The sequence below is a fragment of the Arthrobacter sp. HS15c genome (assembly GCF_040812005.1).
Lineage (GTDB): Bacteria > Actinomycetota > Actinomycetes > Actinomycetales > Micrococcaceae > Arthrobacter.
The window spans coordinates 47,073-66,670 of the sequence record NZ_JBFOHM010000014.1; the positions used below are offsets into that span (position 1 = coordinate 47,073).

Consider the following 19,598-nt stretch of genomic DNA (forward strand, 5'->3'; position numbering starts at 1 on the left):
CTGAACATGCGCAAATACTTCACAACAGCTCTCGACGTTGTGGGCGCTTCGCTGATCGTTGCGGGCGTCGCCCTGGTATGGGTGCCGGCCGCCGTCGTGCTGGCCGGCACCGGGCTCCTGCTGATCTCGTGGAGGGCCAGCCAGTGACGCTATTTTTCGGACGCTCCGAACAGCGGATGCTCGGCGATACCTTCGGCTCGTTCGGCACCGGCGGCGTGAAGTTCGGCGGCAGCATGAAGGCCGCTCTCCGAGTCGCCCCGGTGTACTCGGCTACCGGCTTGCTGGCAGACTCCATCTCCGTCATGCCGGTACAGGGGTACACCGACGCCGGCGGCATCAAGCGGCGGCTGGACGAGAAGCCGGCGCTGCTGGCCAACCCTCACCCGGACCCAATGTTCACCATCGTGGAATGGCTGCACCAGTTCGTCATCTCCTACTGCCTGCGCGGAAACGCCTACGGCATCATCACCGCGGTGGACAACCGGGGGTATGCGACGAAGATCGGCTGGCTACACCCCGACAGTGTGCAGGTTGACGAGACCTCAGGCCTGCCCCAGTACTCGTACAACGGCAAGCCGCTGGACCGCGCCACTGTGGTCCACATCCCCGGCTACACGCTTCCGGGCAGTTCGGTGGGAGTATCCCCCATCGAGCTGTTTCGCTCGCAGCTGGAGACAGCGGACGCCGCGACACGGTTCGGCAGGAAGTGGTTCCAGAACGGCTCTACACCTTCCGGCCATCTGAAGTACTCCGAATCCAAACTGGACGATACCCAGACGTCCAGGGCGAAGGCACGGTTCAAAGCCTCCGTCGTGGATAACGACATCTTCGTTTCCGGCAACGACTGGAGCTGGCAGGCACTCTCGGTCAAGCCGAACGAGGCACAGTTCCTGGAGACGATCAAGGCGACGGCCAACACCATAGCCTCGATCTACCATGTGCCGCCGGAGGAGATCGGCGGCGAGGCAGCCAACGGCCTGACCTACTCCACGCTCGAGCTGAACCAGATCAAGTTCCAGATCCGGGCACAGCTGCCGATCTACACCAGGCTGGAGAACCACCTCAACAGACTGCTGCCGCCGGCCGAGTACACCAAGCTCAACGCTGATGCCACAATCCGCACGGACCTGAAGACCCGCATGGAAGCCCGCGGAATCGCACTGCGCAACGGCATCGAGACCTTGGACGAGGCAAGGGCCGGTGAGGACCGCGCTCCGCTCACGCCGGACGAGATCACCGCATGGCAGAAGAACTTCGGAACCCGTCCCGACCCGGCAGCCCCGGACGAGATGGACAAAGCCAAGCGAATCGCCGAGATCATCCAGAAGATCTACCTCGGCGTCGGCACGGTCATCACCGAAGACGAAGCCCGCGAGATCATCCGCATGACCGGCATGGACCTGCCGGCGAACGTCACAGTCAAACAACCCCAGATTGGAGGCCAGCCCAGTGCTTGACCTTGAGCTTCGGCACATCCCCCGCCCGGTCGAGTTCCGGGCAACCGGCACCGGCCTGGGAGTACTGACCGGCTACGCCGCAGTGTTCAACCGGTATAGCCAGAACCTCGGCGGCTTCGTGGAGCAGGTAGACCCCGGGGCCTTCACGAAGTCCCTGAGCGACGGCGTGCCCGTCTTCGCCCGGTTCAACCACGAGGACAACTTCCTCCTGGGAACCACCGAGGCCGAGACCCTGCGGCTGTTCGTGGACGGCACCGGGCTGGCCTACGAGATCGACCTGCCGGACACCAGTGCCGGCCGGGACGTCAAAGTCCTGGCCGAACGCAGGGACCTCCAGCACTCCAGCTTCGCCTTCCGCACCCTGACCGACGACTGGGGCTTCACGCCCGAGGGCTTCCCGCTGCGCACCCTGCTGGGCGTGCAGCTGGTCGATGTCGCACCGGTCACCAATCCCGCGTACCGGGACACCTCAACCGGCCTCCGCTCCCTGGCCACACACCTGCACATCGGCATTGAGCAGGTCAAGGAAGCGGCCGATAAGGACGAGCTCCGCTCGCTCCTGACCAACAAAGACTCCGGCGCCCACGGCGACGGCGAACGGCGAGACCTCGGGCAGGTAGACAACCACCTGACAATCGCCAACCTGCGGCGCCGGATCGAGATCCTGGCCCCGTAGCAGTAACCCCGTGGGCAGGTAGCCAACCACCCGCACAACCCGAAGATAACCCGAAGCCCTGGCCGACACACCGGGGCTTCTATCGTTCCTAGAAAGGGAATGCGATGAGCCATGCAATGGCACAGCTTCTCATTGAGAAGCGCAAGGGCCTGGAGACTCAGGCACACGCTCTGCTCGACACCGCCACCGCCGACAAGCGCGGGCTGACGGCTGAAGAGACCGTCACGTTCGACAAGATCCAGGCGGACATGGCTGAGCTTCGTGCCCAGTCCGACCGGCTGGTCCAGTTCTCCACCGAGTCCCGCGCCGCGGAGGACGCCCTGCGCGGCGCCGGCCACGACGACGCCGAGCGTCGCCGCAAGGACGAAGAGCAGGACGGCGGCAATGCCGACGGCGTGCTTCTCCGCAAGATGCTCCGCGGCGAAGTCAAGGAAGGCGAGTTCCGCAGCACCGGCAAGGAACTCAAAGCCATCTCCGAGCGGTCCCTGTCCAAGGGCACCACAACCGCCGGCGGCAACACCGTGGCCACGACGTTCGTCGGCAAGCTCCTGGAGCACATGATCGAAACCGCCACCCTGCTCCTCGGCGGCGCCACGGTCCTCACCACGGCCAGCGGCGAGACCATCGAAATGCCGATCACGACCAGCCACGGCACGGCCGCGCAGGTCTCAGAAGGCGGCGTCATCCCCGAAGCCGACCCGGTCTTCGGCAAGCGCACCCTGGGCGCCTACAAGTACGGTGACCTGATTCAGGTCCCGCGCGAACTCGCGGACGACACCGCGGTGGACCTTGAGGGCTACCTCGCCCGCATGGCCGGCCGCGCCGTCGGCAACGCCCTGGGCGCGAAGCTGATCGCCGGCACCGGCTCCGGCGAGCCCACCGGCATCTTCACCTCCAGCACCCTGGGCGTGACCTCGGGTACCGGCGTTGCGGGCGTCCCGACGTTCGACAACCTGATCGATCTCTTCTACTCCGTGATCGGCCCGTACCGTGCGAGCCCGAACGCGGCGTGGCTGATCAAGGACTCCACCGCCGGAGCCATCCGCAAGCTGAAGGATTCGTCCGGACGCTACCTGTGGGAGGCCTCCACCGTGGCTGGGCAGCCTGACCTGATCCTCGCGAAGAAGGTTCTGACTGACCCCTACGTTGCCGCCACAGGCGTCAACAACAAGTCCGTGGGCTTCGGTGACCTCTCGGCCTACGTCGTCCGTCTCGTCAACGGTGTGCGCTTCGAGCGCTCCGACGAGTACGGCTTCAACAAGGACGTCATCACCTTCCGGGCCATCGTCCGCGGCGACGGCGTGCTGGCTGACCAGACGGGTGCCTTCAAGCACCTCGTTGGTGCTGCCACGTAACAGTGACCTTCTGGCGGGTCGGTGACTTCGAGTCCCGGCCCGCCACCTGGCAACCACCCCAACCAGTAAGGAGAGCACCATGTCACCCGTAAAGCCCAAAGCCGACGCCGCACCTGAGCCGGACGAAACCAAGACCGAGGTCCCCGCCACCCAGGCGCCCGACGCTGCACCCGTCGAACCGACCAAGAAGTCGGAAGACGCGGTCACCCCGGACGAGTTCCCGGACCCGTCCAAGGACGCCCCGGAAACGCTGACCGCCGACCCGTCAGACGGCCACCTCGCCGTGATCCTGAAGGTCCAGATCTCCGGCACCCGCGACGGCAAGGACTGGCCGCCCCGCGGCACTCTGGTTGTCCTTCCGGAGCAGGAAGCACTCGGCCTGGTCCGCGGCGGCTCGGCAGCGCTGCCCGTCCGGCCGGGCACTGAGAAGGCGGTAGACACGGCCCCGGTCGAGTACGCCGCCGAGCTGGCCAAGGAAAGCATCAAGGCTGACTGATGGCCTCTGTTGACTTTGGCTCACTCGCGGAAGCCACCTGGTCTGCCGCGCCGTCAGGGTCAACGCCGTCCGTGGCGCTCACGCGCCCGGACGGCACGCCCGGCGTGCCGGGCCAGGTCACGTTCATCTCACCTACCCAGTTCAGTGCAGCGTTCACGGCCGACATGGCCGGCCGCTGGCTGGTCAACTGGATCTCCACCGGCACGGCTGGCGCCTACAGCGATGTGATCGACGTCTGGCCCACCGACCCGCGCTTCCTCATCCCGCTGAAGGAAGCGGAGGACGGGCTGAAGTGGACATCGTCCACTCCTGCTGAACGGTCCAAGGATCTGCGGCTGTACGTCGCGGCGGCCACCCCGGTCATTGAGGACATCACCGGCCCGATGCTCGCGCGGACCGAAGTCCACAGCACGTGGGGCGGCGGTTCGGCCGTCGTGCTTCCGGGAGATCCAACCGAGGTTGTCTCCGTGGAGGTCAACGGGGAGCCGCTGACCGAGTTCTTCGCAGACCTCAAGGTTGGCATCCTCTACGGCGGGAGCCGACTCTCCCCGATCAGCTTCTCCTCCGGTGAAGTCGTGGTGACGTACACCGTCGGCAGCCAAACAGTCCCGCCGAATATCCGGCTCGCCGTCCGCGAACTGGTACGGCACTGGTGGCAGATCGGCATGCAGGCCAACGGCGGCGCCATCCGGGGCCAGGGCGCAGAGGGCGACGTCTTCACCCCATCCGGGTACGCCGTCCCCCGCCGCGTCATGGAGCTGTGCGCACCAAACCAGAAGATCGGCGGTTTCGCCTGATGGAACTGACCATGGCCACCGTGGCGCTGGCCTTCAAGGAAGCCTTCTACAACGCGGCCAAGGAACTGATGGCCGAGGACCCCGAGACGGAAAGCGTCTACGTGGCCTTCGGGCAGCCGGCCACCTTCGACCCGGACGAGATTATCTCCTTCGGATCGGTCGGGGCCGGGCAGGACAAAGCGACGCTGGGCACGAACCGCTCACGCGAGGAGACCCTGACTCTCGACGTGCAGATCTCGGTTGTCCGTGGCGGCGCCGAGGAAGCCGAGATCGAAGCGTCCCGCCGCTGTTACGAGCTGCTGAGGAAACTCGAGTACCACGTCAGGGTCACCGATACCACGGTCGGACAGACCGTCCGCGAATGCTTCCTGACCTCACACGATTCCCCGGGCGCCACCCCGGAGGAAGTCATGCACAAGGGCAGGATGATCGACGTCCTGGCCACGTTCACCGCCAAGGCGCGAATCCGAAACTAGGAGTCCATCACCATGCCCATCATCAAGAACGTATCCCCGCTCGGCGAGCTGGACGTCCCGCTGCTCGGCTGCTTCCTCGGCTACAGGGAAGAGATCGAAGTCAGCGACGAAGTAGCCGAGCGGCTGCTCCCGCAGGCCGAGAACTACGCCCCCGTGGACGACGAGGCGAAAGCCATCCTCGCCAAGATCTACGCCGACCCCGAGGCGGACGAGCCCACCGAGGGCGAGGGCGAAACCGACGAGCCCGCCGACGAACCGGCAGCCGACCCCAAACCACCGACCAAGCGCACCCGCCGCCAGTCCGGAAGCTAAGGAGATAAGCCATGACAACCATGCAGGATTGCTCTATCGGGCTGGGCAAGGAAACCACCTACGGTACCGGCGTCACCCCCACCAAGTTCCCCGAGTTCCTGAACGAGAAGCTCGTCTGGAACCCGACCTTCGTCCAAGGCGCCGGCATGCGCGTCGGCTCCCGTGTCGCACGCGCCAGCCGCCGCGGCCTGGGCAAGCAGTCCGCTGGCGGTGACATCAACATTGAGGTGGCCACCAAGGGGATGGGCGTCTTCTTCGAAGCCCTCTTCGGTTCGGCTACCTCCACGGCGGTGCCCGGCCAGTCCGGCGTGTACCAGCACGTGTTCACTCCGGCGACCACGGAGCCGCTGCCGGCGTACACGATCCAGAAGGGCATCCCTACCCTGGGCGGCGGGGCCACCACCCCGATGACGTTCAACGGCTCGGTCTGCAAGTCCGGCGAGATCTCCGCTGCCAACGGCGAGATCGTGAAGCTGAAGACTTCCTGGGATTCCAGGGAAGTCAAGACCGATGTCGCGTACGCGGCACCGTCCTACGCGGCCAACCTCGAACTGCTCACGTTCATCCACGGCGCCATCAAGGTGGGCGGCACAGTTGTTCCACCGACCAGCACGGCGCTGTCCACAGGCGGCACGACCGCTGCGAACATCAGCGACTTCAGCGTCTCCTGGGACAACAAGATTGACGATAAGGGGTTCAACTTCGGCAACCGCGGCAAGCGTGGCCGCCGCCCGGTCACGGACGGCCTTGCCGAGCTGAAGGGCAAGATCACCGCCGAGTACTCGGACACGGTCCTGCGCGATGCCTACCTCACCCAGCAGCAGCTCTCCATCGTCCTGACCTTCCAGACTGACTTGGTCATCGGAACCTCGGCGAAGCCCACGCTGGAAATCGTCATCCCCGTCGTGTCGTTGGAAGGCGAACTGCCATCAGCCGACGGCGGCCAGGTCGTCGAACAGTCGATCGACTTCACCGGGCTGGACGGCCTGAGCGGATCTCCGATCTACGTCGTCATCGTCTCCACCGACACCGCGGTCTAATGGCCGGCGGGTTCGATGGGCCCGAGATTGACATCCAGATCGAACCGGGAAGCCTGCGCCGTCTGGTGCAGGCCTCCCGGACCTGGGACAAGGTGGCCCGCCGCGACCTCCGCGCCAACCTCAGGGCAGCAGCAGATCCAGCCATGGCCGACGTCCGCGCCGAAGTGCAGGGACCAACCCCGCCCAAGGCCGACCAGCGCAGCGCCCGCGAGATCCGGCGCGGCAAGTCCATCCGGACCAGTGCGGCCCGGGCCCGCAACCGGAACATCGTCCGCCAGGCGCTCGCGTCCGGCGTGCGGTCATCCATCAAGACCGGCCGCGTGTCCAAGAAAACCGGCGACGTCTCCGGCGAGGGCATCCGCATTGAGGCCACGAAGAAGAAGCTGCCCGCCGGCCAGGAGCCGATGCTCTACCTCTACGGCCGGGACAAGTTCCGGCACCCCGTCTTTGGGGACACCGAGACGTGGGTCAACCAGCGCGGCAAGCCCTGGTTCTACCGGCCCATATCCAAACACCGAAACACCTTCAAGCAGGCCGTGGTCGATGTCATCGACGCCGCCGCCCGAGAGATTGGTTCCGAATGAAGATTCTCATTTCCGGCAAAGAGTACGACCTCCAGTCAGGGCTTCAGCGCCCGTCCCTGCTGACCCTCATGGAACTCCAGGCCAAAGCCGGCGTCGGGATGAAGACGCTTATGGCCACCTCGCGCGGCTTCGTGGGTAAGTCCCCGCTGGACATCATCGACGAGCCGGAGACCCTGAAGGTCTTCGCCGCCATCATCTGGCTGGCACGCAGGACGGCTGGCGAGAAGATCACCTTCGAGGAATCCGCCGAAGTGCCGCTGGACGAATACGCGTGGCCCGAAGAGAAGCCGGAGCCCGCAGCCGTGGAGGCCCCGGCAGAGCGCCCTACACGAGCCCGGACGGCTTCCGTGCGGGCAGAGCCAAAGACGGCGGCAAAGAAGGCCGCGGCCGCCAAGCAGCAGGAACCCTCAACCACATAGAGGACATCGAAGATTCGGTATTCGGGCACATCACCCGGATCAGCCGGATCTGGCCAGGCATCACCCCGATCAACGTATGGGAAATGCGCTACGACATGTGGCTCCTGTACCTGAACGCTCTCAAGCAGCACGAGAGCCAGAGCAAGTAGAGGCGGTGTCATGTCCGGCGGTTCGCTGTTCTTCGATATCTTCGGCCGGGACAAGGGTGTCGGCAAGGTCTTTGACGACATCCACGGCAAAGCCGAAGGGCTCGGCGGAACGTTCGGCAAAGTAAGCGCCGGGGCCGGCCGACTGGTGGCCCCGCTCGCTGCCCTGTTCGCAGCGGACAAGATCAAGGACTTCGGCATCGCCAGCGTCGCGGCGTTCTCGGAACTGGAGGACTCCAGCGCAGCAGCCGGCGTCGTCTTCGGCGACTCCATGACCAAGGTCATCGAGCAGTCGAAGACCGCCGGGGCATCCCTCGGCCTGTCCTCACAGCAGGTCATCAACGCCGCGAACACCTTCGGCACCTACGGCAAAGCGGCAGGCCTCGGCGGCGATGACCTCGCCAGCTTCTCCACCGACCTGACCGCGCTCGCGGGCGACATGGCGTCCTTCAAGGGCACCAGCACCGAACAGGCCATCGAGGCCGTGGGCGCCGCTCTGCGCGGCGAAGCGGAGCCGATCCGTGCCTACGGCGTGATGATGGACGACGCTTCGTTGAAAGACGAAGCGATGCGCCAGGGCATCATCAAGACCACGAAGGACGCGCTCACCCCGCAGCAGAAGATCCTCGCTGCGCAGGGCCTGATCTTCGCCCAGACCAAAGATGCCCAGGGCGACTTCGCCCGGACCTCTCAGTCAACGGCAAACGTGGCCAAGACCCTCGCCGCCGAGAACGAGAATCTGGCTGCCAAGACCGGCACCCTGCTGGCGCCGGCCTTCACCGCCGTTCGGATCAAGGCGCTTGACGGCGTCCGCGGGATGTCCGGTTTTCTGGACAAGCTGATTGATGTCCAGGGAGTCGTGGCAGACGGCGGCAACGGGTTCGCCATCGCCGATGCTCTCGGCTTCAAGGGCGACACCGCTGCAACTATCGGCGGGATTCTGGATGAGACCCGGGGCTCGTACTTGGCGTTCTTCGCTGGTCTCCGCGAGGGCGGGGAGAACACCTCCGCAGGAGTAGCCGGCGCCTTCGAGGGCACGGGCATTGCACTGCACAACACCTTCACAGAAATGAAGGGCAGCGGCCTGGCCTTCTTCGCCGCGTTCAAAGCCGGCGACGGCGATATCACGTCATCGGGTATGGCCGGAACCTTCGAGCGGCTCGGCTTCTTCGGACGCCAGCTGTGGGACGCCATCTCGCCGCTGATCCCGACCGTGATCCAGCTGTACCAGCAGTTCTCCCCGCTGAGCATGCTCTTCCAGGTACTCGGCCCGCTGATCCCCATGCTCGCGCAGCAGCTCGGGGAGATCGCTACCGTGGCCGGTGCGACGCTGGTGCCCTTCCTCCAGTCGCTCACGCCGCTGGTGGCAGGGGTACTGACCGCCATTATGTCCCTGGTTCCGGCTTTGATCCCGGTACTTCAGGCCGTGATGAATGCCTTCTTCCAGCTGGTACCGGCGATCATGCCGCTGGTCGGGATGATCCTGCCGCTGATCACGTCACTGATCCCGCCCGTGCTGGCAGCCCTCGGGGCACTGATCCCGCTGATCGTCTCGATTATCCAGATCGCCATCGTGCCCCTGGTCCAGATGCTCGGCGACATCCTGCCGCCGATCATCAACGCCCTGATCCCGATCGTGACGACCGTCTTCGGAATGATCGCTTCGATCATCACCTCGGTGCTCCAGATCGTAACCGGCGTGATCAACACCGTGATGGCCATCATCGCCGGAGACTGGGGAGCCGCCTGGAACGGCATCCTCCAGATCCTCGCCGGGATCGGCAACCTGGTCATCGGCATCGTCACCGGCCTGGGCACCATGCTCTGGCAGGTCATCTCCGGAGCCATGCAGGTCATTGGTGCCGTCTGGTCAGCCGGGTGGAACTTCGTCGGGTCCGTCCTTTCAGGCGTGTTCGGCGGAATCCTCCGCGGGGCAGGCGACATGATCGGCAGCCTGCTGGGCTTCTTCGCAGACCTGCCGGGCAAGATCCTCGGATTCTGGAACGGTGTCGGTTCGTGGCTGTACAACGTCGGCCGCGACCTGATCAACGGGCTGCTCAACGGGGCCGGATCACTGCTGCGGAACGTCGGCAGCTTCTTCGCGGACATGCTCCCGGAGATGATTCGCGGCCCATTCAAGCAAGCCCTGGGGATCGCGTCACCGTCCAAGGAATTCGACGGGTACGGCCAGAACCTTGGCGAAGGCGTGATCAACGGCGCGGACAAGATGCAGTCCCGGCTTGATGCCCGGATGGCCCGTCTCGTCTCAGTGCCTGACCTGCCCGACGTAGGTCTCGGACAAACCGGCAGTGCAGGGGGCACCAGTGCGGGCCAGAGCTTCTTGGAGAAGCTTGACGCCCTGCTGGAGCTCCTGCGTTCTCAGCGCCCCGTAGCGGTCCACGCAGCACCCGGAATGTCCGAAGAGCAAACAGCGCGGGCGCTCGCCGAACAACTGTTGTGGAAGGAAGGGTGATATGCCGGGCATCCGCACCTTGACAGTGGACGGGCTGACCTTCAGTACTGAGGGCTGGGTCAGCCCGTCCGGTTACACGCTGTGGCTTGATGAGCTGAAGGGATGGGACGACGGCCCGTCGGTACGCCGGGACAGGGCCGAGCGGATGAACGCGCACGGCGAGTTCGGCGAACGCGGTTGGCGCGGAGCCCGCCTGGTCACCATCGAGGGCGACGCGACGTGCCCTTCGGAGGAAGTCGCGGCGCTCGCGGCTGAGGATCTGGCGGCTGTTCTGGCTGACGGTCTGGACGGTGTGCTGGAGGTGACTGATACGGCGACGGCGGACATGTCCGCCGGAACGTACCTCTTCGCCGATCCCAAGATTGGTTGGAAGAACGACACCACCGCCACGTACCAGTTTCAATTCTGGTGCCCGAAGCCCCGCAAGTACGGGGCCCCGGTCACCGCGGCGACCGGTATCGCTACCCCCGGCGGTGCGCTGGAGTACCCGCTCGAAGATCCGCTGGACTATGGCGCGGCAGGCTCACCGGGAACGGTGACCCTGACGAACACCGGGACGGCGGACACAGCCCCGACCTTCACCGTCTCGGCCGTCACCGAGGACATGCCTTTCGGGTTCACCATCACTCACGTGCAGTCCGGCAACAGGCTGGTCTACTCCGATGCGGTGCTGCTGGGCCAGACCGTCCGGCTGGACACCTCGGACGGGTCGGTGCTGCTCGAAGGGTACGCCGACCGGTCCGCGAAACTCACCGTCCGGGAATGGACCCGGCTTGCCAAAAAGTCGGCAGGCACGTGGCTCTTCGAAGCAACCGATGCGCCGGGTGCACAGCTCCTGGTGGAAGTGAGGCCGGCATGGTGGTAGCTCCCGCGTGGCGGGTTTTCGTCGGGAACATGGTGACCGGCAAGATCACCGCCGACCTGCCCGCCGCGTCACAGTCCTGGGGCCAGCGGCTCAACGGTGCCGGCGCCCTCGACGTGACTACCAAGGCATTGTCCGTGGAACTCCGGAACAAGGACCTGCGGAACATCACCGCGGCAAAGAAGAACTACCTCGCGGTGTCCTACGGGAACACCATTCTGGAGGCGGGCCCGATCTGGCAGCGGGACTACGACGACAACACCGGCGTCCTGAAGCTCGGCGCGGAAGGGCTCTGGTCCATCCTGGACCGGATCAAAGCCCTGAACTGGGCACAGATCACCGACGGCATGCCAGTGACCCGCACGTCCCTTGATCTCACCGGCCTCTCGCTGGGCGGCATCGCCAGGGAACTGGTCAGGCTGTCCATCTTCGGCAACCCCTACAACCCCGGTCTTCCCATCGTGCTTCCGGACGTGCTGGAAATCGGCACCGCCGAACGGCACTACGAAGGCTACAAGCTGCCATGGCTCGGGGACCTCCTGACGAAACTCACCGAAGTGGAGGACGGGCCGGACATCGCGTTCCGCCCCCGCTTCAATGGCGCCGACCCGACCCGGATCGAATGGGTCATGACGCACGGGAGCACAGCATCGCCCCTGCTGTACCAGGGCGGCGACGACTGGATCTGGGACGGCACGGTCGAGGAGTCCGGAGTATCGGCCATCGGTGTGAAGGAAGACGGCAGGGGCATGGCCGACAGGGTGTGGCAGCCCGGCGCCGGTTCGGAACTGGAGATGAAGCTCGCCACCGAACAGGATCTCAACCTCATCCAGAACGCCGAATATCCATGGACCGAAGCGGACGCCGCTTCAAAGGACGTCGAAGACCCCGGCATCCTCCAGGACCACGCCGCGTACGCCATGGCCGCGGCCCGCCGCCCGGTCGAAACCTGGAACCTCAGTGTCCGGGCCAACACCAGCCCGCTGCTGGGCAACTACTCACCCGGTGACTTCGCCCAGATCAGAGTCCCTGAGGGTAACCCGATGATCGAAGCCGGCGTCCGCCGCGTCCGGCTGATGGCCATCGACGGGGACGGCAGCAGCACAGTGAAACTCACCCCCGCACCGATGCCGGCAGGAGTGTAATGACCATCGACGCACCCCGCTCCATCCCCGACCCGGACCCCCGGAAACGGATAGCAAACAACAACAGGAAGCACCAGCGCCAAACCGAGGAACTCGAACGCGGCGCACCCCAAAGGTCCATGTCCATCAGCGATGACACCGGAGCCGGCATCCGCGCCGACGAATCCGGCTTCTACACCGTGGACGCCGAAGGCAACATCATCGGCATCTTCCAAACCGAAGACGGCGCCTTCGTCATCCTCGACAGTGCCGGCACCCCGATGGCGCGCTTCGGCCCGCTCCTCTCCGACCCCGGCAACTTCGGCGGCGAGATCTGGGACGACGTCAACAGCATCTGGGTCAAGCTCGTCACCGGCGCCTCAACCTCATGGGCAGCGATCACCGGCAAACCTTCCACCTTCACACCCACCGCCCACACCCACGCCGGGTCCGACGTCACATCGGCAGTTGCGCAGGCTGACGGGAACACAACCGCCGCATTCAACCGCGACATCACAGGCCTGGTCGGTTCGTACAAGGCCGTGTACATGCACAGCACGAACGTCTTCGGATACAACACGTCCGACGAGCGGTACAAGAAAAACATCCGCGAATGGTCGCTAACCCCAGAGCAACTGCTGGGACTTCGGGCTGTCCTCTACGACCGGAAAGCAACCGGCGCCGACGACTACACCCCCGCCGTCCACGTTGACGAGCCCGGGCTTATCGCTGGCGAAGTCGCCGCCGCCGTGCCTCAGCTCGCGCTGCGGTTCAACGGCGAGATTGACAGCGTGTTCTACGAGCGGCTCGGCGTCGTCCTGCTGCCGTTCGTACAGGCTCACGAGCGGACCATCGCCACACTCGTGGCAGACCGAATCAAACAAGACCAAGAGATCGCGGCCCTGAAGGCGGCGGTCATTGCCATGGGAGGAACACTATGACGGTCAACCGAGGACCAGGCGTTGCACCCATCGCGGGCGTAGGCACCACCACCGTGGAGCACCGACTCCAGCTGGCAGGGCTCTACGCGGAGAATGCCCCGGGAGTCCCCCGCTCGGGCGTACTCGGGCAGGCCACCGACCAGCTGGTCATCGGCAAGGCGGACATGTCCTATGACGTCAGCCCCGCCGCTCTGGTCATCAGCCGGACCGCAGCAGAAGGCGTGTACACGCCGACGCTGACCGGCACCACGAACGTGGCCACGGGCGCCGCGCCGGGGACGAACTCCCGGTGGGACCTGATCTACGTCAAGCAGAACGACCAGGCTAAGGGCGACGCTGACAACGACGCCGTGATCGGTGTTCAGCAGGGCACCGCCGGAGCGTCGCCGACCAAGCCCACCGGCTCCCTTCCGGCCGGCGCCTACGTCATTGCCGAGGCCCGGATCTTCGCTGGCACCACCGGCACGTCCGGCGGTTCCAACACGATCACCCAGGTCTGGCGGCACACCGCGGCGCGCGGCGCGGCCTTCACCATCCGCAACTCCACCGAACGGGCCGAGATCACATCCCCCGCCCAGGGGCAGGAGATCGACCGGCGCGACACCGGCCGCCGGGAGAAGTGGAACGGCACCCGATGGGCCCTTGCCGCGGCCACCGAGCTGGGACACAGCCTGGCCGGGAGCAGCGGCGCGATAGCCCAGACCCCGAGCTGGACGGACCTGCACACCGTAACGGGAACCACGCAGGGCGGCGAGGTGGCTATCAGTTACGCCATCGCCCTGGCCAATGGAAACTCAGGCGCGCACCGTGACGCGGCAGTCAGGATCACCTGCGACGGCGGCGAGATTGACGGCTGGACCTTCACCATCCCGTACATTGCCGGCATCCAAGTCCCCTTCAACCCGTCACTGCTGGTCGAGCACACCCCCACTGCGGGTTCGCACACGTGGAAGATCCAGGGCAACGCCAGCGCAGCCGGCGCGGTCGTGGTCCTCAAGGGCTCCGTGGCCGTCACCGAGAAGCCGTAGCGCAGGAGGGCCAAACGTGTGGAACAAGAAGCATCGGGGATTCTCTCCTCGTGGCTGGCTCAGCTCGGGGTCTTCGGTCTCGGGCTTGTCGTCATCGGGTTGTTCGTGTGGCTGTGGATGCGCGAATCCCGCGCCGTCCGAGCCGACACCGAAACAATCATCGCCCGCAAAGACAAAGAGATTGCGGACCTCAAAAAGGAACTGTCCGAATCAGAAGCCAAAGAGCGAGATAGCTACAACAAACTCTTGGCGTGCCTCTACCCCAAGAACGGCGGTACCGAGTGATGCCTGATACAGCGGCGCGACGTAAGCGCAACGTGTACGCGGCGATTGTCGGGGTTGTTTCGGCGGCCCTTCTAATCGGCGTCTTCCTCTGGGGGACGGCAGCTGCCCAGCGCAGCGAGGTGCTGACGGCCAACACGGTGACAATTGCGGAGCAGGTCAAGCAGGCCTGCGCTACCGGCCAGCTCGTCATCGATGACCGGGATCTGTGCGAAAAAGCCAACCAGATTGCTTCCTCCCCTGCCGAGCTGGTACCCGGCCCGCCCGGACCTTCCGGTGCCGACGGGCAGGACGGTGAGGACGGCGCACCGGGGCCGCCAGGCCCGCCCGGGCCAGAGGGTAAGGACGGCGCGGCCGGTGCCAGCGGCCCGCCGGGCGAGACCGGCATCGCAGGAGCGGCGGGGGCAACAGGCGCCCAAGGGGCGGACGGCGCAGACTCGACGGTCCCCGGCCCGCCAGGGCCGCAGGGCCCAGCCGGGCCGCAAGGCGAAACGGGCCCGCAAGGCGCCGCCGGAGTTGACGGAACCAACGGCGCTGCCCCGACGTCAATAACGTTCACTGACCAAACCGGGACAACCTACACCTGCACCCCCAACCCTCCAGGGTCCACCACCTACACCTGCGCAGCCCAAGGAGGCCTTGTCCCATGATCACTCTAGTGAGGCCGTCCCGCGGCCCTACCACCCAGCGGTACGGGAACATCCAGCCGGACGGGAACCCGCACGCCGGCCAGGACTCCGGCTACACAAACGGGGTGGAGATCTTCCCCGAGGTGTACGCCGCAGCCGCCGGCGTGGTGCTGTTCGCCGGCGACTCCCGCGGCCTCGGCTGGCCGAACATCATGTACCTGAACATCGACTTCGACCGCACCGACAACGTGGACACCTCGGCCGGGAACTACATCATCCTCGGGCACTACCTGAGCGGCGTGCTGGTGGCCCTCACCGGCTACGGCCACCTCGAGGAAGTCTGGGTCAAGGCCGGGGACAGCGTCCGCGCCAGCCAGCAGATCGCCGTCTGCGGCGAGACGGGCTTCAGCGCCGGCAAACACCTGCACTTCGACTTCGTGCTCGCACCCTTCCGTGTCAACGTCGCCCCCTACTACGGCCGCGTTGACCCGGAACCCTACTTCGCCGGTTCCCTGTCCTACCAGGGCGGCACCATCACACCTCTTGAGGAGATTGACATGGCAGCAGCAGCAGACATCGTGGCACGGCTCGCGGAAATCGTGGAGTGGATGAACACCAAGTTCCGCGAAGCCGAGGCAGTGGCCGAAAGCAACCGCAACGCGCTCGCCGGTTTCGTCCGCGACGTGGTCAACGCCAAGGACACCATCAGCCCCGCCGAGATCGACGCGAAGTTCGCCGAACTCGCCGCCGCCGGCAAGACCTCCAGCGGCACCCTGTTCAAGGGCGACAACTCGGACACCGTCTACGCCTGGGACCCCGCGACAGGGTTCCGCGGGCTGCACTGGGACGAGTACCTGGTACTCGTGACCGGCGGGGCGGTCCTGTCGATCCTGCCGCAGGCCATCATCGACAGCGCAGTAGGGGGCAAGTGATGGACGCCCTCCTGAACCTCGACAACGCCACGCTGTGGGCGCTCGCCGTGGGCTTCTTCAGCCCGCCGGTCATCAGCACCATCCAGCAGTCCCGCTGGAGCCAGCGCACCCAGGCGCTGGTGGCCTTCGGCTTCTACTTGCTGGTGGCCGCGGTGACCGCGTACGTCGCAGGGCTGTTCACCACCGGGGACATTCTGCGCCTGGCGCTGCTGGTCTTCCTAGCCGCCGGCACCAGCTACAAGACGCTGTGGAAACCAACCGGGATCAGCCCGGCGATCGAAGCAGCAACCTCACCCACGAATGACGGAAAGCACGAGGCATAACCGGATGACTGAACTCAAAGTAGGCGACCGCGTCACCCTGACCCTCGCGCCGAGCATCGGCGGCGAAGTGGTGGAGGTGCTGGAAGTACCCGGTGATGACCTCTACCTGGTGGTCCTCGACGGGCAGACCGAACCCATCACGTATTCCCGGGCAGTCCTTACCCCTGCCTGACACCCGCCAGACCACCAGCACGACAAGGCCCGTGAGGCGGGCAGAGTAAGGAGCTTTCCCCATGGGCTTTCCCGTAGGCATGCAGCTGGCGACGGTTGCTTTCGGTATCCCGCTGACCATCACCGGCAAGGACGTCGTCACGAAGGTGACGGTCAAGCCGACCTCAACCGTGATCTGGGCGGCCACCGGCCAGCCGATCCCAGCCTTCTCGGATTCCTTCACCGCCGAGGCCGGGCAGCTGGGTTCCTTCCAGGTCCCGTTCGTTGACCAGGCCGGGTTCATTGACCTGGCAGGCAACGAGGTGACGGACTGGGCATACCAGGTCAGCGCGTCCTGGGAGTTCGCGAACGAGCGCCCGATCAACTGGGCCAAGAACCTCAAGCCGCTGCTGGGTCAGACGGGCACGATCGATCTTGACCTGATCCCGGACGGGCCGGTGTCGATCCCGGTCACGGCTCCGACGGCGGCGGTGCTGGGCTTCGGCGGCCGTACCGGGTTCATCACGCTCCAGGAATCGGACCTGCCGAACAGGCTCTCGGTTGAGGAACTTTCTGCCACTTACCTAAACCTTGTTCAGGCGGCGAAAAACCCTGATCTGCTGATCGCTGGGGCGGTCACTGTGGACGGTTCGGATCAGGTCACATCGGCTGTCGTCGCTTGGCCGGATGACACCCCCGGCGTCTTGACCATCACCGCTCGGCACGCCACCGGAGCGGTCACCAATTACAACATCACCTACGGCTCGCCCGTCACGAAGACCTTCACCCAGCCGACCATCACGCGCAACGCCAACGGCGCCGCGACCAACGTCCCCCAGATTGTGGTGAGCTAACTATGGGAATCCTCGACACTCCCGCATACTCCCAGGCGGCGGCGGACGCGAAGTTCAACCGCCCCAACCTGAACACAATGGTCAGCGACGGCGATTCGTTCGACTCGAAGAACCGCCTAGTGTCCCCGGTGATCAAGGTCAGCGGCGGCGCCGGGACGTTCGCTATCACCGTGGACGGCTCCACCACATCAGACCTCGCCTATAACGCCAGCACAGCCACTGTCCAGACCGCCGTGGCTGCACTCGCCAGCGTCGGCACGGGCAACGTCACCGTATCCGGCACAGCCGGCGCGAGCTACAGCCTGACGATGATCAGCACGGCGGCGCAGAAGGGCGACCTTGTCAGCGCCACGGGCGCAGGCGGCGCGACCGTCCGCGTAGACAAGTCCTACAGCAACTCAGCGCAGGGCATCATGTCCTGGGTGAACGTCCTCACCCGGCAGCGGCTCAAGTACTACGGCCCCAAGGGCGTCTTCGGCTCCACGTCGGACACGTTCGTCTCCCGGTTCGATACGAACATCAAGCCGCTCAACCCCGGCTGGGTGGTCCTCACCTCGCCCTGCTCCAACGATGTGGCCAGCAGCACGTCCGCCGCGACGATCCAGACGCGCCTCACCCAGTACATGGACAAGTGCGCAGCCATCGGAGCACGGCTCATCATCTCCACCATCCCCCCGCGCAACGCACTCACCACGGCGCAACGCAACGTCATGAGCGCCGTCAACCGGTGGATCAGGGAGCAGGGCCAGACCCGCCGAGGCGTGTATGTGGTGGACGCATGGCAGTTGCTCGTTGACCCGACCAACGGAGGGTTCCGCTCAGGGGTCGCATCGGACGGTGTCCACCTCAACGGAATAGGTTCGCAGCGCGTCGGGGCAGCCATCGCCAACATCATCAACACCTACAGCCCACCCGTCGATATCCTCGGCTGGGGTGAGGACGTGGAGCTTCAAGCCGTGATGACCAACCCCAACATGACCGGAACCACCGGCACCCTGTCCAACAGCATCACTGGTCAGGCCGCCACGAGCTGGACATGCCAGAGCCTCACCGGGGCCGCCATCACGGCGGTTGCTTCCAAGGTGGCCCGGACGGACTTCCTGCCCGGCGAGTGGCAGCAGGTCAGCGTCAGCGCAGGTGAAGGTTGTTCTATCCAGCAGAACCTCAACTTCGCCGGCATCACCCCAGGCACGACCTACATCGATGCCATGTGCGAGTTTCAGACCGACGTGGACTGGGCCAACACGACCTCATTCCACATGACCATCGCGTTCCTCGACAACGCCTTCGCTGGCGTCGGCGCATCAACGGACCTGCAATGGGTAGCTGGAGACACATACGACCTTGTCAACACCAGGCCCGGCTCAGGCGTGTTCCGGATTCCAAGGGTGCTGGTCCCGGCGGCGGCAACCAAGGCAACAGTCTCGGTGCAGATGAAGGGGCAAGGCACCTTGCGCGTCGGTCGCTTTGGTGTCTTCCGCAGCTAGCGCTTGATGGCGCTGGCCACGTTTGCCGCAAAGGTGGCGTGGCCGGCGGGCGTCAAGTGCGTGTCGTCAGGGAGGAACTCGAGTTGCCAGTCCAGAGCGGAAACGTATTCGGTGTCAGTGAACTTGGTTGCCACGACCAACGCCTGATCGACGGCGGATTCACCGTCCCGGCCAGGCACATCGGGCGGGCCGACGACGATCACACGGGGCACCCCGTTGGCCCGGCTCAGCAGGGCAGCCGCAGCGTCGGCTACCTTCTCTGGCGACTTCCAGTCATTGAGGCCACCCTGAATTATGAGGGTCTGCGGGTGCAGTTCCAGAACCGAATCCAGCCGCTCGGCGTAGGAATGGTTCCCGCAGTACCCGCCATTGACGAAGCCGGTCATGCCAACCCCGGCAAGATCGGACCCGACCGAGTAAGCCCAGCCGTCCGCCCGGCGGTCCAGACCATCGCCCGCCGTGTAAGAGTCACCAATGATCGCCACCGAGGCGCCGGACAGGTGAACGACAGGCAGGCTGGCCTTGATCGACTCGCACTTCTGGCCCTGCTCGATATTGTTCTTCACCGTGGAGGCCACAAAGCTCCCACCGCCGGCCAGCGTCAATGCTGCCACGGCACCCGCGACAATGCGGCGTACGCGCACGATTCCCCCAATTTGAATGATGTCAAGTCAAATCATTGTAGGGGCAATAGGGTGCGTACTAATCCCAGGCCTAGAAGCTGTCCACGTACTTATCTCGGCATTCCTCCGAGC

General features: G+C 65.3%; 24 protein-coding genes. 23 read left to right on the forward strand and 1 reads right to left on the reverse strand.

Annotation, left to right across the window (positions count from 1 at the left end):
* The first annotated feature begins 6 nt into the window (after positions 1–6).
* From ABV518_RS21150 to ABV518_RS21260, 23 genes are all read left to right on the forward strand, one after another.
* On the forward strand, positions 7–147 hold the full coding sequence (locus tag ABV518_RS21150; RefSeq protein WP_367771228.1) for a hypothetical protein: 141 nt from the start codon (positions 7–9) through the stop codon (positions 145–147).
* Complete coding sequence (locus ABV518_RS21155; RefSeq protein WP_367771231.1) at positions 144–1,457, forward strand: phage portal protein; 1,314 nt, start codon at positions 144–146, stop codon at positions 1,455–1,457. Before ABV518_RS21150 ends, ABV518_RS21155 begins: the two co-directional genes overlap by 4 nt.
* Positions 1,450–2,133, forward strand: coding sequence for an HK97 family phage prohead protease (locus tag ABV518_RS21160; protein ID WP_367771234.1), 684 nt, complete (start codon positions 1,450–1,452; stop codon positions 2,131–2,133). Before ABV518_RS21155 ends, ABV518_RS21160 begins: the two co-directional genes overlap by 8 nt.
* Before the next feature lie 116 nt (positions 2,134–2,249).
* Positions 2,250–3,488: a phage major capsid protein gene (locus tag ABV518_RS21165; RefSeq protein WP_367771237.1), complete on the forward strand. Its 1,239-nt coding sequence runs from the start codon at positions 2,250–2,252 to the stop codon at positions 3,486–3,488.
* A 79-nt stretch (positions 3,489–3,567) separates the two neighbouring features.
* Positions 3,568–3,984 (forward strand): hypothetical protein, encoded by a 417-nt coding sequence (locus ABV518_RS21170; RefSeq protein WP_367771239.1) that lies wholly within the window; start codon positions 3,568–3,570, stop codon positions 3,982–3,984.
* On the forward strand, positions 3,984–4,781 hold the full coding sequence (locus tag ABV518_RS21175; RefSeq protein WP_367771242.1) for a hypothetical protein: 798 nt from the start codon (positions 3,984–3,986) through the stop codon (positions 4,779–4,781). The genes ABV518_RS21170 and ABV518_RS21175 overlap by 1 nt, the downstream gene beginning before the upstream one ends.
* The gene (locus ABV518_RS21180) at positions 4,781–5,257 is read left to right on the forward strand and encodes a hypothetical protein (protein ID WP_367771245.1); all 477 of its coding nucleotides are present in this window, start codon (positions 4,781–4,783) and stop codon (positions 5,255–5,257) included. The genes ABV518_RS21175 and ABV518_RS21180 overlap by 1 nt, the downstream gene beginning before the upstream one ends.
* Before the next feature lie 12 nt (positions 5,258–5,269).
* Positions 5,270–5,569, forward strand: a complete 300-nt coding sequence (locus ABV518_RS21185) for a hypothetical protein (protein ID WP_367771248.1) — start codon at positions 5,270–5,272, stop codon at positions 5,567–5,569.
* A gap of 11 nt (positions 5,570–5,580) precedes the next feature.
* Positions 5,581–6,609 (forward strand): phage tail tube protein, encoded by a 1,029-nt coding sequence (locus ABV518_RS21190; protein ID WP_367771251.1) that lies wholly within the window; start codon positions 5,581–5,583, stop codon positions 6,607–6,609.
* Positions 6,609–7,193, forward strand: coding sequence for a hypothetical protein (locus ABV518_RS21195; RefSeq protein ID WP_367771254.1), 585 nt, complete (start codon positions 6,609–6,611; stop codon positions 7,191–7,193). The genes ABV518_RS21190 and ABV518_RS21195 overlap by 1 nt, the downstream gene beginning before the upstream one ends.
* A complete protein-coding gene (locus ABV518_RS21200; RefSeq protein ID WP_367771257.1) occupies positions 7,190–7,612 on the forward strand; it encodes a hypothetical protein in 423 nt (140 codons plus the stop codon). The genes ABV518_RS21195 and ABV518_RS21200 overlap by 4 nt, the downstream gene beginning before the upstream one ends.
* Before the next feature lie 159 nt (positions 7,613–7,771).
* Positions 7,772–10,231 (forward strand): hypothetical protein, encoded by a 2,460-nt coding sequence (locus ABV518_RS21205; RefSeq protein WP_367771260.1) that lies wholly within the window; start codon positions 7,772–7,774, stop codon positions 10,229–10,231.
* A gap of 1 nt (position 10,232) precedes the next feature.
* Entirely contained in the window at positions 10,233–11,096 is an 864-nt protein-coding gene (locus ABV518_RS21210) for a hypothetical protein (protein ID WP_367771263.1), read from the forward strand.
* Positions 11,087–12,238, forward strand: a complete 1,152-nt coding sequence (locus ABV518_RS21215; RefSeq protein WP_367771266.1) for a hypothetical protein — start codon at positions 11,087–11,089, stop codon at positions 12,236–12,238. The genes ABV518_RS21210 and ABV518_RS21215 overlap by 10 nt, the downstream gene beginning before the upstream one ends.
* Complete coding sequence (locus tag ABV518_RS21220; protein WP_367771269.1) at positions 12,238–13,158, forward strand: tail fiber domain-containing protein; 921 nt, start codon at positions 12,238–12,240, stop codon at positions 13,156–13,158. The genes ABV518_RS21215 and ABV518_RS21220 overlap by 1 nt, the downstream gene beginning before the upstream one ends.
* A complete protein-coding gene (locus ABV518_RS21225) occupies positions 13,155–14,186 on the forward strand; it encodes a hypothetical protein (RefSeq protein ID WP_367771272.1) in 1,032 nt (343 codons plus the stop codon). The genes ABV518_RS21220 and ABV518_RS21225 overlap by 4 nt, the downstream gene beginning before the upstream one ends.
* Before the next feature lie 18 nt (positions 14,187–14,204).
* Positions 14,205–14,471, forward strand: a complete 267-nt coding sequence (locus ABV518_RS21230) for a LapA family protein (RefSeq protein ID WP_367771275.1) — start codon at positions 14,205–14,207, stop codon at positions 14,469–14,471.
* A complete protein-coding gene (locus tag ABV518_RS21235) occupies positions 14,471–15,118 on the forward strand; it encodes a hypothetical protein (protein ID WP_367771277.1) in 648 nt (215 codons plus the stop codon). Before ABV518_RS21230 ends, ABV518_RS21235 begins: the two co-directional genes overlap by 1 nt.
* Positions 15,115–16,029, forward strand: a complete 915-nt coding sequence (locus ABV518_RS21240) for a murein hydrolase activator EnvC (RefSeq protein WP_367771279.1) — start codon at positions 15,115–15,117, stop codon at positions 16,027–16,029. The genes ABV518_RS21235 and ABV518_RS21240 overlap by 4 nt, the downstream gene beginning before the upstream one ends.
* Positions 16,029–16,352 (forward strand): hypothetical protein, encoded by a 324-nt coding sequence (locus ABV518_RS21245; RefSeq protein WP_367771282.1) that lies wholly within the window; start codon positions 16,029–16,031, stop codon positions 16,350–16,352. Before ABV518_RS21240 ends, ABV518_RS21245 begins: the two co-directional genes overlap by 1 nt.
* Before the next feature lie 4 nt (positions 16,353–16,356).
* Complete coding sequence (locus tag ABV518_RS21250) at positions 16,357–16,524, forward strand: hypothetical protein (RefSeq protein WP_367771285.1); 168 nt, start codon at positions 16,357–16,359, stop codon at positions 16,522–16,524.
* Between the two features lie 61 nt (positions 16,525–16,585).
* Complete coding sequence (locus ABV518_RS21255) at positions 16,586–17,356, forward strand: hypothetical protein (protein WP_367771289.1); 771 nt, start codon at positions 16,586–16,588, stop codon at positions 17,354–17,356.
* Positions 17,357–17,358: 2 nt separating this feature from the next.
* Positions 17,359–18,843, forward strand: coding sequence for an SGNH/GDSL hydrolase family protein (locus ABV518_RS21260; protein WP_367771292.1), 1,485 nt, complete (start codon positions 17,359–17,361; stop codon positions 18,841–18,843).
* On the opposite strand, the gene ABV518_RS21265 is transcribed toward ABV518_RS21260, so the two are convergent.
* Positions 18,840–19,487 (reverse strand): SGNH/GDSL hydrolase family protein, encoded by a 648-nt coding sequence (locus ABV518_RS21265; protein ID WP_367771295.1) that lies wholly within the window; start codon positions 19,485–19,487, stop codon positions 18,840–18,842. The genes ABV518_RS21260 and ABV518_RS21265 overlap by 4 nt on opposite strands.
* Between the last annotated feature and the right edge of the window lie 111 nt (positions 19,488–19,598).

What these genes read in the sequence shown, in the direction of transcription:
- ABV518_RS21200 (WP_367771257.1), top strand. Translation starts at nt 7,190, where the DNA reads ATGAAGATTCTCATTTCCGGCAAAGAGTACGACCTCCAGTCAGGGCTT.
- ABV518_RS21215 (WP_367771266.1), top strand. Translation starts at nt 11,087, where the DNA reads ATGGTGGTAGCTCCCGCGTGGCGGGTTTTCGTCGGGAACATGGTGACC.
- ABV518_RS21170 (WP_367771239.1), top strand. Translation starts at nt 3,568, where the DNA reads ATGTCACCCGTAAAGCCCAAAGCCGACGCCGCACCTGAGCCGGACGAA.
- ABV518_RS21220 (WP_367771269.1), top strand. Translation starts at nt 12,238, where the DNA reads ATGACCATCGACGCACCCCGCTCCATCCCCGACCCGGACCCCCGGAAA.
- ABV518_RS21210 (WP_367771263.1), top strand. Translation starts at nt 10,233, where the DNA reads ATGCCGGGCATCCGCACCTTGACAGTGGACGGGCTGACCTTCAGTACT.
- ABV518_RS21250 (WP_367771285.1), top strand. Translation starts at nt 16,357, where the DNA reads ATGACTGAACTCAAAGTAGGCGACCGCGTCACCCTGACCCTCGCGCCG.
- ABV518_RS21180 (WP_367771245.1), top strand. Translation starts at nt 4,781, where the DNA reads ATGGAACTGACCATGGCCACCGTGGCGCTGGCCTTCAAGGAAGCCTTC.
- ABV518_RS21240 (WP_367771279.1), top strand. Translation starts at nt 15,115, where the DNA reads ATGATCACTCTAGTGAGGCCGTCCCGCGGCCCTACCACCCAGCGGTAC.
- ABV518_RS21255 (WP_367771289.1), top strand. Translation starts at nt 16,586, where the DNA reads ATGGGCTTTCCCGTAGGCATGCAGCTGGCGACGGTTGCTTTCGGTATC.
- ABV518_RS21185 (WP_367771248.1), top strand. Translation starts at nt 5,270, where the DNA reads ATGCCCATCATCAAGAACGTATCCCCGCTCGGCGAGCTGGACGTCCCG.
- ABV518_RS21195 (WP_367771254.1), top strand. Translation starts at nt 6,609, where the DNA reads ATGGCCGGCGGGTTCGATGGGCCCGAGATTGACATCCAGATCGAACCG.
- ABV518_RS21235 (WP_367771277.1), top strand. Translation starts at nt 14,471, where the DNA reads ATGCCTGATACAGCGGCGCGACGTAAGCGCAACGTGTACGCGGCGATT.
- ABV518_RS21225 (WP_367771272.1), top strand. Translation starts at nt 13,155, where the DNA reads ATGACGGTCAACCGAGGACCAGGCGTTGCACCCATCGCGGGCGTAGGC.
- ABV518_RS21260 (WP_367771292.1), top strand. Translation starts at nt 17,359, where the DNA reads ATGGGAATCCTCGACACTCCCGCATACTCCCAGGCGGCGGCGGACGCG.
- ABV518_RS21165 (WP_367771237.1), top strand. Translation starts at nt 2,250, where the DNA reads ATGGCACAGCTTCTCATTGAGAAGCGCAAGGGCCTGGAGACTCAGGCA.
- ABV518_RS21175 (WP_367771242.1), top strand. Translation starts at nt 3,984, where the DNA reads ATGGCCTCTGTTGACTTTGGCTCACTCGCGGAAGCCACCTGGTCTGCC.
- ABV518_RS21245 (WP_367771282.1), top strand. Translation starts at nt 16,029, where the DNA reads ATGGACGCCCTCCTGAACCTCGACAACGCCACGCTGTGGGCGCTCGCC.
- ABV518_RS21190 (WP_367771251.1), top strand. Translation starts at nt 5,581, where the DNA reads ATGACAACCATGCAGGATTGCTCTATCGGGCTGGGCAAGGAAACCACC.
- ABV518_RS21150 (WP_367771228.1), top strand. Translation starts at nt 7, where the DNA reads ATGCGCAAATACTTCACAACAGCTCTCGACGTTGTGGGCGCTTCGCTG.
- ABV518_RS21205 (WP_367771260.1), top strand. Translation starts at nt 7,772, where the DNA reads ATGTCCGGCGGTTCGCTGTTCTTCGATATCTTCGGCCGGGACAAGGGT.